The sequence below is a fragment of the Candidatus Sulfurimonas baltica genome (genome assembly GCF_015265455.1).
Taxonomy (GTDB): Bacteria; Campylobacterota; Campylobacteria; order Campylobacterales; family Sulfurimonadaceae; genus Sulfurimonas; species Sulfurimonas baltica.
Genome location: NZ_CP054492.1, coordinates 2,251,233 through 2,264,877, shown reverse-complemented (window position 1 = coordinate 2,264,877; position 13,645 = coordinate 2,251,233). Strand labels below are relative to the sequence as shown.

Genomic DNA, 13,645 nt, shown 5'->3' with positions numbered 1-13,645 from the left:
TAGTAAAAGTTTAAGCAATAATTGAATGATTTTTGGGTATAATCCCGTTTCAATTCACAATTAAAGTCGGAGGACACTATGGCAAAAGCAAAATTTGAACGTAACAAACCGCATGTTAACATAGGTACTATTGGTCACGTTGATCATGGTAAAACAACATTAACAGCAGCAATTACTGCAGTACTAGCAGTAACTAACGGTGCAGAGCTTATGGATTACGATGCAATCGATAACGCTCCAGAAGAGAGAGAGCGTGGTATTACTATCGCTACTTCACATGTAGAGTACGAAACAGATATTCGTCACTATGCACACGTTGACTGTCCAGGTCACGCGGATTATGTTAAGAACATGATTACTGGTGCTGCTCAAATGGATGGTGCAATTCTAGTTGTATCTGCAGCAGATGGCCCAATGCCACAAACACGTGAGCATATTCTTCTTTCTAAGCAAATTGGTGTTCCTGCCCTAGTTGTTTTTATGAATAAAGAAGATATGGTTGATGATGAAGAGTTATTAGAGTTAGTTGAGATGGAAATTCGTGAACTTTTAGACATGTATGATTTCCCAGGTGACGATACTCCAATCACTACAGGTTCTGCAACTTTAGCTCTTGCTGAAGCTAAAACTGGTACTCTTGGTGAATGGTCTGCAAAGATTCAAAAACTAATGAAAACAGTAGATGAGTTCATTCCTGAACCACCTCGTGAAACAGATAAAGACTTCTTAATGCCTGTTGAGGACGTTTTCTCAATCTCTGGTCGTGGTACAGTTGTTACTGGACGTATCGAGCGTGGAACAGTTAAAATTGGTGATCCAATTGAAATCGTTGGTATTAGAGATACTCAAAATACAACTGTAACTGGTATTGAAATGTTCCGTAAAGAGATGACAGAAGCTCTTGCTGGTGATAACTGTGGAATCCTTGTTCGTGGTATCGGTAAAGATGATGTTGAGCGTGGTCAAGTTCTTTGTAAACCAAAGACTATCAATCCTCATACTAAGTTTACAGCTGAAATCTATGTACTAAGTAAAGATGAGGGTGGTCGTCATACACCATTCTTCACAAACTATCGTCCACAATTCTATGTACGTACTACAGACGTTACAGGTGCTATCACTTTACCAGAAGGTACAGAGATGGTTATGCCAGGTGACAATGTTAGTATTACTGTTGATTTGATTCACCCAATCGCTATGGAAAAAGGTACTAAGTTCGCTATTCGTGAGGGTGGAAGAACTGTTGGTGCTGGTGTTGTAGCTGAGATTCTTGCTTAATTCACAATTTGTGAATTAGCAAAATCATCTAAAAGGTTAATAATATGAGAGAAGCAATACATTTAGGATGTGAAAAGTGTACTCGTCGTAACTATCACACAACTAAAAACAAAAAAACTCATACTGAAAAATTTTCAGTAAATAAATATTGCAAGTTTTGTCGTGAGCATACTGTTCACAAAGAGATGAAACTGTAATATAGTTGCAATTTAAGTTTAAGCCATATTGGCTTGAACTTATTGTTGATGAATAGGCGTGTAGCTCCAATGGTAGAGCACCGGATTCCAAATCCGGGTGCTGGGGGTTCGAGTCCCTCCACGCCTGCCACATTAATTATTTGTAAAGCTTTAGAGCTTTATCTGTAATTAATGACTATTAGGAAAGTTTAATGAATTTAAATACACATATAAAAAATGCAAGATTAGAACTAAGCAAGGTTATCTTTCCTACAAAAGGACAAGTTAAGCAAGCTTATATTTCAGTTGTAATAGTCGTGACAGTTATAGCTGCTTTTTTAGCTTTAGTTGACTTGGTTATGTCATCGTTTATGTCAGCAATTTTAGGTTAAGGGGTAATAGTGGAAAATACAACAAGTAAGCACCAGTGGTACTCTATACAAACATACGGAAGTGAAAAAGCTGTTCGCATCGCTCTACTTAATATAATTGAAGAGATGGGTTTGCAAGAGTTTATAACAGATGTAATAGTTCCAACGGAAGATGTTATTGAAGTTAAAGATGGTAAGAAAAAAATATCTGAGCGCTCTTTATACTCAGGTTATGTTTTTGCAAGAATTGACTTAAATACTGAAATTCAACATCTTATACAAAGTATTCCAAAAGTATCAGGGTTCATTGGTGAAGGAAATACACCTACACCATTAAGTGAACATGATATTAATGTAATACTTGACCGTGTTAATAATCGTGCAGCACCTAAACCAAAAGTATTTTTTGACAATGGTGAGACAGTGCGTATAACAGATGGCCCTTTTGCAAACTTTACTGCAACAGTAGATGAGTATGACTTAGAGCATGGAACTCTAAAGCTTAATGTTTTAATTTTTGGTAGAGCAACTCCGGTTGATATCTCTTACACTCAAGTTGAAAAAATAATTTAAATCAAAAAAAAGGAAAAAAAATGGCAAAAAAAATTGCAAGCTATATTAAGCTACACATTAATGCAGGTGCAGCAACACCTGCACCACCAGTAGGACCAGCTTTAGGACAACGTGGTGTTAACATCATGGAATTTACTAAAGCATTCAATGAAAAAACAAAAGATAAAATGGGATTCAAAGTTCCTGTTATTATCACTGTTTATACTGATAAGAGTTTTACTTTTATCACTAAGCAACCACCAGCATCAGCTTTATTGATGCATGCTGCAGGACTTAAAAAAGGTACAGATAATCCACTTAAAAACATAGTTGGAAAAATCACTCGTGCACAATTAATGGAAGTTGTAGATAAAAAAATTAAAGATTTAAATACAGATGACAGAGAGATGGCAGCTCATACTTTAGCTGGTTCTGCTCGTTCAATTGGTATTCAAGTAGTAGATTAATATCTGCATAAATCATCGACCACAATGATGTAAAAATTTTGTGGCAGAATTACATAGGAGAATTTGATAATGAGTAAAAGATATAAACAATTAATAGAGAAAATAGATTTAACTAAAGCATATAATGTTAATGATGCTTCAAGCAGTGTAAAAGATTTAGTAAGTGCAAAATTTGACGAAACAGTTGAAGTTGCGCTTAACCTAAATGTTGATCCAAGACATGCTGACCAGATGATTCGTGGTGCAGTTGTATTACCTCATGGTACAGGTAAAACTGTTCGTGTTGCTGTTTTCGCTAAGGGTGTTAAGGCTGATGAAGCTAGAGCTGCTGGCGCTGATATAGTTGGTACTGATGATTTAGTACAACAAATAAAAGATGGAATCTTCAATTTTGATGTAGTAGTTGCTGCTCCAGATTGTATGGGTCTTGTTGGTCAAATTGGTCGTATTCTAGGACCAAAAGGTATGATGCCTAACCCTAAAACTGGTACTGTAACTCCTGATGTTGCAACTGCTGTTACTAACGTTAAAGGTGGTCAAGTGAGTTTCCGTGTTGATAAAAAAGGAAATATTCACGCTGGTATTGGTAAAGCAAGTTTTGAAGCAACTAAAATTGCTGAAAATCTAGTTTCTTTCGTAAGAGCTATCAATAAGCAAAAGCCTGCTTCTGCAAAGGGTCGCTACATTAAAAATGGAGCACTTTCGTTAACTATGAGTCCTGCTCTTAAGCTTGATGTTATGGAATTGATGGATTTAAAATAATTAGTAGTTTTTAGTGTCTTAATATTTTTTAAGACACTATAAAGTTACTACTTTCGTAACTGCATTTTATGGACTAGAGATATAGGAGCAAATGCTTAATATGCTACATTTGTAGCATTCCTGTTGAAGTGTTGTCTGGAAAGGAGATATTCTATGACAAAAACACAAAAAGCTGAAATTATTGAAGTACTTTCAAATGAGTTTAAAAGCGCTCAAACTGTAATCTTTTGTGATTACAAAGGTTTGACCGTTTCTGCTCTTGAAGGTTTAAGAAATTCTGCTCGCGCAAAAGAAGCAAAAGTACAAGTTGTTAAAAATACTTTAGCAACAATCGCACTTTCTAATGCTGAGTTAACAGGTGTTGAGCTAGTAGATACTAATATTTTAGTATGGGGTGCAGATTCTGTTGCCGCTTCTAAAGTAGTTTCTGATTTTGCTAAAGATAATGAAAAATTTGTAATTAAGTCTGCTTATGTTGACCGTGTACCAGCTGATGCTGCTATGGTTGAAGCATTTGCTAAACTTCCAGGTCGTGAAGAGTTGCTTGCAATGCTTGCTGCTACTTGGATGGCGCCAATTACATGTTTTACAATCGGGCTAGACGCACTAAGACAAAAAAAAGAGGAAGCTTAATAGCTTTTAACAATATAGATGATATTTATCATCATAATAATTTACATAATGGAGAAAATTATGGCTGTAACTAAAGAAGACGTATTAGAATTTATCTCAGGACTTTCTGTTTTAGAACTTTCTGCACTTGTTAAAGAATTTGAAGAAAAATTTGGTGTATCTGCTCAACCAGTAGCTGGTGCTGCTGTTGCTGCTGGTGGTGCTTCTGAAGAAGCACAAACTGAGTTTGATGTTATTATCACTGATGCTGGTGCTAAGAAAATCGGTGTTATTAAAGTTGTTCGTGCTCTTACAGGTTTAGGCCTTAAAGAGGCTAAAGACGCAACAGAAGCTTTACCATCAACTATTAAAGAGGGTGTTGATAAAGAGACTGCAGAAGCAGCTAAAAAAGAGCTTGAAGAAGCTGGTGCTACAGTATTAGTTAAATAGTTTTTAACTAAATTGCTAGGGCTTCGGCCCTGCATTTATGGGCGCTTTTACGAAGAGATTTTTATCACTTCGTAAAAGTGCCCTTATGTCGTTTATAAGCACTGTAAAATGGAGCTCTTATAGAGAGCTCAAAATCTATCTAAGGACGCTTGGATACGATAAACTTAATCTTTAAGATTAAGTCCTAATAACAACTCATCGAGGTAGCCTATGTTAAACACTTTATACTCCGGAAATCGTCTTCGTGTAGACTTCTCTAAAACTCCTCAACAGATAGAAGTACCAAATTTATTACAACTTCAACAAAGTTCGTATAATAATTTTTTAATGCTTGATGATAAAGATAGATCAGATAGCGGTGTTGAGACAGTATTTCAGTCAGTATTTCCAATTCATGATACTCAAAATAGACTTACTATAGAATATATTGGTTCTGATGTTGGGAAACCGAAATATACAGTTAGAGAATGCATGGAGCGTGGTCTTACTTATGCTGTATCATTAAGAATGAAAACACGTCTTGTGCTTTGGGACAGAGATGAAAACACAAAAGAAAAATTAGGTGTTAAAGATATCAAAGAACAAAGTATTTTTGTTCGTGATATTCCGCTTATGACAGATAGAACGTCTTTTATTATAAATGGTGTTGAGAGAGTTGTTGTAAACCAACTTCATCGCTCGCCAGGTGTAATCTTTAAAGAAGAAGAGTCTACAACATCAGGAAATAAACTTATTTATACTGGACAGATTATACCTGACCGTGGATCATGGTTGTATTTTGAGTATGACCCTAAAGATATTTTATATATGAGAATTAATAAGCGTCGTAAAGTTCCTGTAACTATTATGTTTCGTGCACTTGGTTACTCTAAGCAAGATATTTTAAAACTGTTTTATCCTATTCAAACAATTAAAATAGTAGATAATAAATTTTCGATGACTTTTAATCCAAGTGATTACGGAACAAGATTGAGTTATGACTTAGTTGATATAAACGGTCAAATTTTAGTGCCAGCTGGAAAAAGATTATCAGCTAATAAAGCACAGAAATTTCTTGATGATGGTCTTAAAGAAGTGGAATATCCACTTGAAATTTTGCTTGATCGTAATATAGCGGAACCAATCATTGACCCTGAAACAGGTGAAATTCTTTTTGACACTATGACTCGTATTGATGAGAGTAAACTTAAAAAGATGGCTGAGCTAGGTGTAAGTAATTTTAAAATTGCAAATGACTTAGCTGAAGGTGTCGATGGTTCTATTATTAACGCATTTAATGCTGATGCCGATTCACTTAAGTTATTAAAGCAAACTGAAAATATTGAAGATGAGAATGACCTTTCAGCTATTCGTATTTATAAAGTTATGAGACCAGGAGAGCCTGTTACTAAAGAGGCTGCTAAGACTTTTGTTAATCAACTTTTCTTTGATCCAGAGAGATATGACCTGACTAAGGTTGGTCGTATGAAAATGAATCATAAACTTGGTCTTAATATTCCTGAATACGTAACTGTTTTAACTCATGAAGATGTTATAGAATCTGTAAAGTATGTTATTAAAGTTAAAAATGGACAAGGTCACATTGATGATAGAGATCACTTAGGTAATCGTCGTATTCGTTCTATTGGTGAACTTTTAGGAAATGAGTTACATAATGGTTTAGTTAAGATGCAAAAAGCTATTCGTGACAAATTATCTACGATGAGTGGACCTATGTCTGAGTTAATGCCTCATGATTTAATTAACTCAAAGATGATTACATCAACAATTATGGAGTTTTTCTCTGGTGGACAACTTTCACAGTTTATGGACCAAACAAATCCATTGTCAGAAGTTACTCATAAGCGCCGTTTATCGGCTCTAGGTGAGGGTGGTTTAGTTAAAGAGCGTGCTGGTTTTGAAGTGCGTGACGTTCATCCGACTCACTATGGAAGAATATGTCCAATTGAGACTCCAGAGGGTCAAAACATTGGTCTTATCAATACTTTGGCTACTTACTCTAAAGTTAATGAGCATGGATTTATTGAAGCACCATATAAAGTAATGAAAGATGGAAAAGTTACATCTGAAATTATTTATCTTACAGCTACTCAAGAAGAGGGCAAAAAGATTGCTGCTGCATCAAACAAATATGATGAAGATGGGCAATTTATAGATAAATTGGTTACAACAAGAATGGATGGTGAAATTTTACTTCGTCCATCTATTGAGTGTGAGTATGCTGATTTATCATCAAGTATGGTTGTTGGTGTTGCAGCCTCTCTTATTCCATTCTTGGAGCATGATGATGCCAATCGTGCACTAATGGGTTCAAACATGCAACGTCAAGCTGTTCCTCTTTTGAGACCGCTTGCACCTATTGTTGGAACAGGTGTTGAGAAGCTTGTTGCAAGAGACTCTTGGGAGTGTGTGAAAGCAAAACGTTCTGGTGTTGTTGAAAAAGTGGATGGAAAACATGTTTATGTTATGGGAGATGATGATGGAGAAATCTATATAGATTACTACCCATTACAAAAAAATCTTCGTACCAATCAAAACACATCTTTTGCTCAAAAGCCAATTGTTAATGTTGGTGAAAGAGTTGAAAAAGGTCAGATAATTGCAGATGGTCCAAATATGGATCAAGGTGAGCTAGCACTTGGTGTTAATGCAATGGTTGCCTTTATGCCTTGGAATGGTTATAACTTTGAGGATGCAATCGTAATCTCAGAGAGACTTATTCGTAAAGATGCTTTTACATCTGTTCATATTTATGAAAAAGAAGTTGAAGCTAGAGAACTTAAACATGGTGTAGAAGAGATTACTCGTGATATTCCAAATGTTAGAGATGATGAGTTGTCTCATTTGGATGAGAGTGGTATCGTTAAAATTGGTACAACTGTTTCTGGCGGTATGATTTTAGTTGGTAAAGTTTCTCCAAAAGGTGAAGTAAAGCCAACTCCAGAAGAGCGTCTTCTTCGTGCAATTTTCGGCGAAAAAGCTGGACATGTTATAAACAAATCACTTTACTGTCCTCCAAGTATGGAAGGTGTTGTTGTTGATGTTAAAATCTTTACAAAAAAAGGTTATGACAAAGATCCTCGTGCACTAGAACTTGAGAAAGAAGAGCGTGACTATTTAGAGCGTGAGCACTATGATAGACTTCTTATGATAGATAAAGAGGAGATGTTAAGAGTTACTAAACTTTTAACAAAAGAGGCTTTAGTTTCTGCTATTAAAATAGGAGATACTGATTATAAAGCTGGAGATATTATAAACGGTAATGATTTAGTTGAAGTAAATCGTTTTGCAATGAATGCAATTATTAAATCATTCAGTGAAGCAATTCAAGATGAATATAATAAAACTAAAAACTATTTTCAAAAAGAGAAAAGACTTTTCCGCGATGAGCATGAAGAGAAACTAACTATTTTAGAAAAAGATGATATCTTGCCAAATGGTGTTGTTAAGTATGTAAAAGTTTATATTGCTACTAAACGTCAGCTAAAAGTTGGTGATAAAATGGCTGGTCGTCACGGAAATAAAGGTATTGTTTCAATAATCGTACCAGAAGTTGACATGCCATATATGGAAGATGGAAGAAGTGTAGATGTTTGTCTTAATCCACTTGGTGTTCCATCTCGTATGAATATTGGTCAAATTTTAGAGATGCATTTAGGTATGGCAGGTCGTGAACTTGGTAACCAAATATTAGAACAATTTGAGACAAAGCAAAAAGATTTTATACAAAATCTTCGCTCTAAAATGATTGAGATAGCAGATGTTGCAGGTATGATGAATGCTAAACATGTTATTGGTGAGATGAGTGATGAAAAATTTCTAAAGTACGCACGTGATTGGTCAAATGGTGTTAGGTTTGCCACTCCGATTTTTGAAGGTGTTAATGCTGCCGAGTTTGAAAAACTGTTTGAACTAGCTAAAATGGATAGTGACGGTAAAGTAGTACTTTATAACGGATTAACAGGCGAGAAGATAAAAGAGCGTGTTAATGTAGGTTACATGTATATTCTTAAGCTTCATCACCTTGTTGATGAGAAAATTCATGCTCGTTCAACTGGACCATACTCTTTAGTAACTCAACAACCAGTTGGTGGTAAAGCACTATTTGGTGGACAAAGATTTGGAGAGATGGAAGTTTGGGCTCTTGAAGCTTATGGAGCTTCTGCTGTTTTAAAAGAGATGTTAACTATCAAATCTGATGATGTTGATGGTCGTGTTCGTGCATATAAAGCAATTACAAAAGGTGAATTGATACCAGCTTCTGGTATCCCTGAAACACTATTTGTATTAACTAAAGAGCTTCAATCATTAGCTCTTGATGTAGAAATTTTTGACGAGGTTGAAGACAATGAGTAAACTAGTACCTATTGAAGTAACTGAAGATAAAAGACCAAAAGATATAAAACAACTGCAGTTTCGTTTAGCGTCTCCAGAGAAAGTTATGTCTTGGAGTCATGGTGAAGTAAAAAAGCCTGAAACTATTAATTATCGTACACTTAAGCCTGAGCGTGATGGTCTATTTTGTGCAAAGATTTTTGGTCCAGTACGTGACTATGAGTGTCTTTGTGGTAAATATAAAAAAATGCGCTACAAGGGTGTTGTGTGTGAGAAGTGTGGTGTTGAAGTAACAAGCACTAAAGTTCGTCGTATCCGTATGGGTCACATCGAACTTGTTACACCAGTAGCTCATATTTGGTATGTTAGTTCATTGCCTTCAAGAATCGGTACTCTTCTTGGTATTAAAATGAAAGACCTTGAACGTGTACTTTATTATGAAGCATATATTGTTGAGTCTGGTGGAGAAGCATACTATGATGCTGAAGCAAAAACACCAGTTTTAAAATATGATGTTTTAAATGAAGAGCAATACCGTACTTTAGTTCAAAGATTTGGTGAATTAGGCTTTGCTGCTCGTATGGGTGGTGAAGTTATTCGCGATTTATTAGATTCAATTGATTTAGTTGATGCATTTACACAACTTAAAGAGGATATTGAACTTACAAAAAGTGAAGCTAAAAGAAAGACTATTGCTAAAAGATTGAAAGTAATAGAGTCATTTTTAAATAGTGGAAATAATCCTGCTTGGATGATGTTAACAGTTTTACCTGTTCTTCCACCAGATTTAAGACCTCTTGTTTCTCTAGATGGTGGTAAATTTGCTGTTTCTGATGTAAATGATTTATACAGAAGAGTTATTAACCGTAACCAAAGACTAAAGCGTTTAGTTGAACTTGAAGCACCTGAGATTATTGTTAGAAATGAAAAAAGAATGCTTCAAGAATCTGTTGATGCACTGTTTGACAATGGTCGTCGTGCAAACGCAGTAAAAGGTGCTAACAAGCGTCCACTTAAATCTTTAAGTGAAATTATTAAAGGTAAGCAGGGGCGTTTTCGTCAAAACTTACTTGGTAAGCGTGTTGACTTTTCAGGTCGTTCTGTAATTGTTGTTGGTCCAAATCTTCGTATGGATCAGTGTGGTTTACCTAAAAAAATGGCTTTAGAGCTGTTTAAGCCACATTTGATTGCTAAGCTTGAAGAAAAAGGTTATGCTACAACAGTAAAAGCCGCAAAAAACATGATTGATGATAAAACAAATGAAGTTTGGGAGTGTCTAGCTGAGATAGTTGATGGTTATCCTGTACTTCTTAACCGTGCACCAACACTTCATAAGTTGTCGATTCAAGCATTCCATCCAAAACTGATTGACGGTAAAGCTATTCAGCTTCATCCGTTGGTTTGTGCTGCGTTCAATGCCGATTTTGATGGAGATCAGATGGCTGTACATATACCTTTGAGTTCTGCAGCAATTGCAGAAGCAAAAGTTTTAATGTTAGCATCTATGAATATTTTACTTCCAGCATCTGGTAAGGCGATAGCTACACCATCTCAAGATATGGTTCTTGGTATTTACTATATAACGTTAGAAAAAAATGGTGTTAAGGGTTCAAATAAACTTTTTGCAAACGTTGATGAAATTAGAATTGCTATTGAACATGACGCACTTGACATACATGCAAAAATAAGAACGCGTGTTGATGGAAGAATAATTCACACAACTGCTGGTCGTATGCTTCTTAAAGCTGTATTGCCTAAGTTTGTTCCAATTGAACTTTGGAACAGAGTTATGAAGAAAAAAGCTATTAATGAAACTGTTGATTATGTTCAAAAACATGGTGGAATAGGCATAACAGCAACATTCCTTGATAATCTTAAAGATTTAGGTTTTAAGCATGCAACTGAATCTGGAGTATCAATATCTATAGCTGATATTATTATTCCTGAGACTAAGGCTGCTAAAATAACTGAATCTAAAAACAGAGTTATAGAGATTCAAAAACAGTACGAAGCTGGTCTTTTGACAGAACAAGAGAGATATAATAAAATTATTGATGTTTGGACAGATACAAACAATACTCTTGCTACTCAGATGATGGATTTGGTTCAAACAGATAAAGATGGATTCAATTCAATCCATATGATGGCAGATTCTGGTGCTCGTGGTTCTGCTGCACAAATTCGTCAGTTAGCTGGTATGCGTGGTCTTATGGCTAAACCAAGTGGTGATATTATTGAGACACCGATTATTTCAAACTTTAAAGAGGGTCTGAACGTAATTGAGTACTTTATTTCAACTCACGGTGCTAGAAAAGGTCTTGCCGATACAGCACTAAAGACAGCTAATGCAGGTTATTTGACTCGTAAGCTTGTTGATGTTGCTCAAAATGTTAAGATTGTAGAACATGACTGTCATACTCATGAAGGTATTGAAATTTCAGATATATCTGATCAAAATACACTTATTGAGTCTTTAGAAGATAGACTAAATGGTAGAGTTCTAGCTGATGATGTTATAGATCCTATTAGTAATGAAATTCTTTTTGCTGAGGGAACTCTGCTTGATGAAATTTCTGCACAAGTAATTTCTGAAGCGGGCATAAAAACAGCTCATATTAGAACACCGACTACATGTAAAAGTCAAAATGGAATTTGTGCACTTTGTTATGGTGTTAACCTTGCAACAGGACATATTGTTCGTACTGGTGAGGCTGTAGGTATTATTGCTGCTCAGTCAATTGGTGAGCCGGGTACTCAGCTTACACTTAGAACATTCCACGTTGGTGGAACTGCAAGTTCGACTGCTCAAGAGAGACAAGTTGTAGCTACAAAAGAGGGTTTTATACGTTATTACAATGTTAAAACATACTCTTCTAAAGAAGGAAGAAGTATAGTTGCAAATCGTAGAAATGCAGCTGTATTATTAGTTGAACCAAAAATTAAAGCTCCATTCTCAGGAAAGTTGAATATTCAAACAATTCATGATGAAGTTGTTATTAGTATATCTTCTAAAAATGAGACGGTTAGATATTCACTTCGTAAAAATGAGATTGCTAAGCCTAATGAACTTGCTGGAGTAGGTGGGCAGATTGAAGGTAAATACTACTTCCCTTATGAAAGTGGTTCTGAGGTAGCAGAATCTGAATCTATTGTTGAAACAATTAAAGATGGGTGGAATGTACCAAGTCGTGTTCCGTACGCTTCTGAATTATTAGTAAAAGATGGTGCTCCAGTCACTCAAAAGATATATGCTAAAGAAGAGGGTACTGTTAAGTACTTTTTACTTAAAGGTGACTTCCTTGAGAGATTTGAAGGTCTTAAATCAGGTTATGAAGTAGTTGAAAAAGGTCTTTTCGCAACTGTAGTTGATACAAATAACCGTGAAGCTGTAAGACATTATGTAGCTCGCGGATCTGTTATTGTTGCTTCAGATGATGCTGCTGTTGATTCAACTACACTTATTGCTAAACCAAAGAGTGATGAGTCAACTGTAATTGCTGAATGGGATCCATACTCAAACCCAGTTATATCTGAGACAAATGGTGTAGTTAAATTTGAAGATATCATTGTTGGAACAACAGCAAGCGAACAATATGACGAGCTTACAGGTAAAACACGTTTAATGATAAACGATCACTTATCTGCTGAGTATAAACCGACAATTGTACTTGCTAGTGAAGATGGTGAGCTTTTGAGATACCAAATTGAATCAAAATCATCTATATATGTAGAAGATGGCGCAACAGTAAAGGTAGCAGATATAATTGCAAAAACACCAAAAGCACTTCAAAAATCAAGCGATATTACAGGAGGTCTTCCTCGTGTATCTGAACTTTTTGAAGGACGTCGTCCAAAGGCTACTGCACTTATTTCTGAAATAGATGGAACAGTAAGTTTTGGTAAATTGCTTCGTGGAAAAGTTAGAATCATTGTTAGTAGTGACAATGGAATTATTAAAGAGTACTTTGTAGATAAATCACATGTAGCAGTTGTTGCGCAAGGTGACTTTGTACATGCTGGTGAAAGACTTACTTCTGGTATTATCTCTTCACATGAACTACTTCGTATTATGGGTGTTAAAGCACTTTATAACTATTTAGTAAGTGAAGTACAACAAGTATACCGTTCTCAAGGTGTTAATATTGCTGATAAGCATATTGAAGTAATTTTTACTCAAATGCTTAGACAAATTAAGATTGTTAAATCTGGAGATACTAAGTTTATTGAAGGAGATTTAGTTTCTAAAGCTAAATTTGCACAAGAGAATGAAAAAATCACTAGACTTGGTGGTCGCCCAGCTATAGCAGAGCCATTCTTGGTTGGTATTACTAGAGCAGCTGTTTCAGCTGATAGTATAATATCTGCTGCATCTTTCCAAGATACTACAAAAGTATTGACAGAAGCTGCAGTATCTGCAAAGATTGATGATCTTAATGACCTTAAAGAGAATGTTATCATTGGTAGAACTATACCAGTTGGAACAGGTATCTATAAAGATCAAGAAATCATGTTTAATATCGATTCAGAGTAGTTTTATATAAACTCTCTGTCTATAGTAGCTGCGCTTTGCGTAGTTACTAATATACCTCCTTTAAAATATAAATATTAATCCACACTTAAAATAAGCTAACTTTAATCACTT

At 35.4% G+C, this 13,645-nt stretch carries 10 protein-coding genes and 1 tRNA gene; all 11 read left to right on the top strand.

The window, feature by feature from the left end; all coding sequences use genetic code 11:
• The first annotated feature begins 78 nt into the window (after nucleotides 1-78).
• The 11 genes from tuf (at nucleotide 79) to rpoC (ending at nucleotide 13,534) form a co-directional block, all read left to right on the top strand.
• The gene (gene tuf / locus HUE88_RS11365) at nucleotides 79-1,278 is read left to right on the top strand and encodes an elongation factor Tu (RefSeq protein ID WP_194369124.1); all 1,200 of its coding nucleotides are present in this window, start codon (nucleotides 79-81) and stop codon (nucleotides 1,276-1,278) included.
• Between the two features lie 44 nt (nucleotides 1,279-1,322).
• Complete coding sequence (rpmG, locus tag HUE88_RS11360) at nucleotides 1,323-1,475, top strand: 50S ribosomal protein L33 (protein WP_194366986.1); 153 nt, start codon at nucleotides 1,323-1,325, stop codon at nucleotides 1,473-1,475.
• Between the two features lie 54 nt (nucleotides 1,476-1,529).
• Nucleotides 1,530-1,605 (top strand) — tRNA-Trp (locus tag HUE88_RS11355).
• A gap of 61 nt (nucleotides 1,606-1,666) precedes the next feature.
• Nucleotides 1,667-1,846, top strand: coding sequence for a preprotein translocase subunit SecE (secE, locus tag HUE88_RS11350; protein WP_194369122.1), 180 nt, complete (start codon nucleotides 1,667-1,669; stop codon nucleotides 1,844-1,846).
• 9 nt (nucleotides 1,847-1,855) lie between these two features.
• Nucleotides 1,856-2,398, top strand: coding sequence for a transcription termination/antitermination protein NusG (gene nusG, locus HUE88_RS11345; RefSeq protein WP_194369120.1), 543 nt, complete (start codon nucleotides 1,856-1,858; stop codon nucleotides 2,396-2,398).
• Nucleotides 2,399-2,418: 20 nt separating this feature from the next.
• Nucleotides 2,419-2,844, top strand: coding sequence for a 50S ribosomal protein L11 (gene rplK, locus HUE88_RS11340; protein ID WP_194369118.1), 426 nt, complete (start codon nucleotides 2,419-2,421; stop codon nucleotides 2,842-2,844).
• Between the two features lie 69 nt (nucleotides 2,845-2,913).
• Nucleotides 2,914-3,606, top strand: coding sequence for a 50S ribosomal protein L1 (gene rplA, locus HUE88_RS11335; RefSeq protein WP_194369116.1), 693 nt, complete (start codon nucleotides 2,914-2,916; stop codon nucleotides 3,604-3,606).
• 153 nt (nucleotides 3,607-3,759) lie between these two features.
• Nucleotides 3,760-4,239 carry a 50S ribosomal protein L10 gene (gene rplJ, locus HUE88_RS11330; RefSeq protein WP_194369114.1) on the top strand — a complete coding sequence of 160 codons (480 nt, stop codon included), beginning with the start codon at nucleotides 3,760-3,762 and terminating at the stop codon, nucleotides 4,237-4,239.
• 60 nt (nucleotides 4,240-4,299) lie between these two features.
• Nucleotides 4,300-4,668: a 50S ribosomal protein L7/L12 gene (gene rplL, locus HUE88_RS11325; RefSeq protein ID WP_194369112.1), complete on the top strand. Its 369-nt coding sequence runs from the start codon at nucleotides 4,300-4,302 to the stop codon at nucleotides 4,666-4,668.
• A gap of 210 nt (nucleotides 4,669-4,878) precedes the next feature.
• Nucleotides 4,879-9,024: a DNA-directed RNA polymerase subunit beta gene (gene rpoB, locus HUE88_RS11320; protein WP_194369110.1), complete on the top strand. Its 4,146-nt coding sequence runs from the start codon at nucleotides 4,879-4,881 to the stop codon at nucleotides 9,022-9,024.
• The gene (rpoC, locus tag HUE88_RS11315; RefSeq protein WP_194369108.1) at nucleotides 9,017-13,534 is read left to right on the top strand and encodes a DNA-directed RNA polymerase subunit beta'; all 4,518 of its coding nucleotides are present in this window, start codon (nucleotides 9,017-9,019) and stop codon (nucleotides 13,532-13,534) included. The genes rpoB and rpoC overlap by 8 nt, the downstream gene beginning before the upstream one ends.
• Nucleotides 13,535-13,645: the final 111 nt, after the last annotated feature.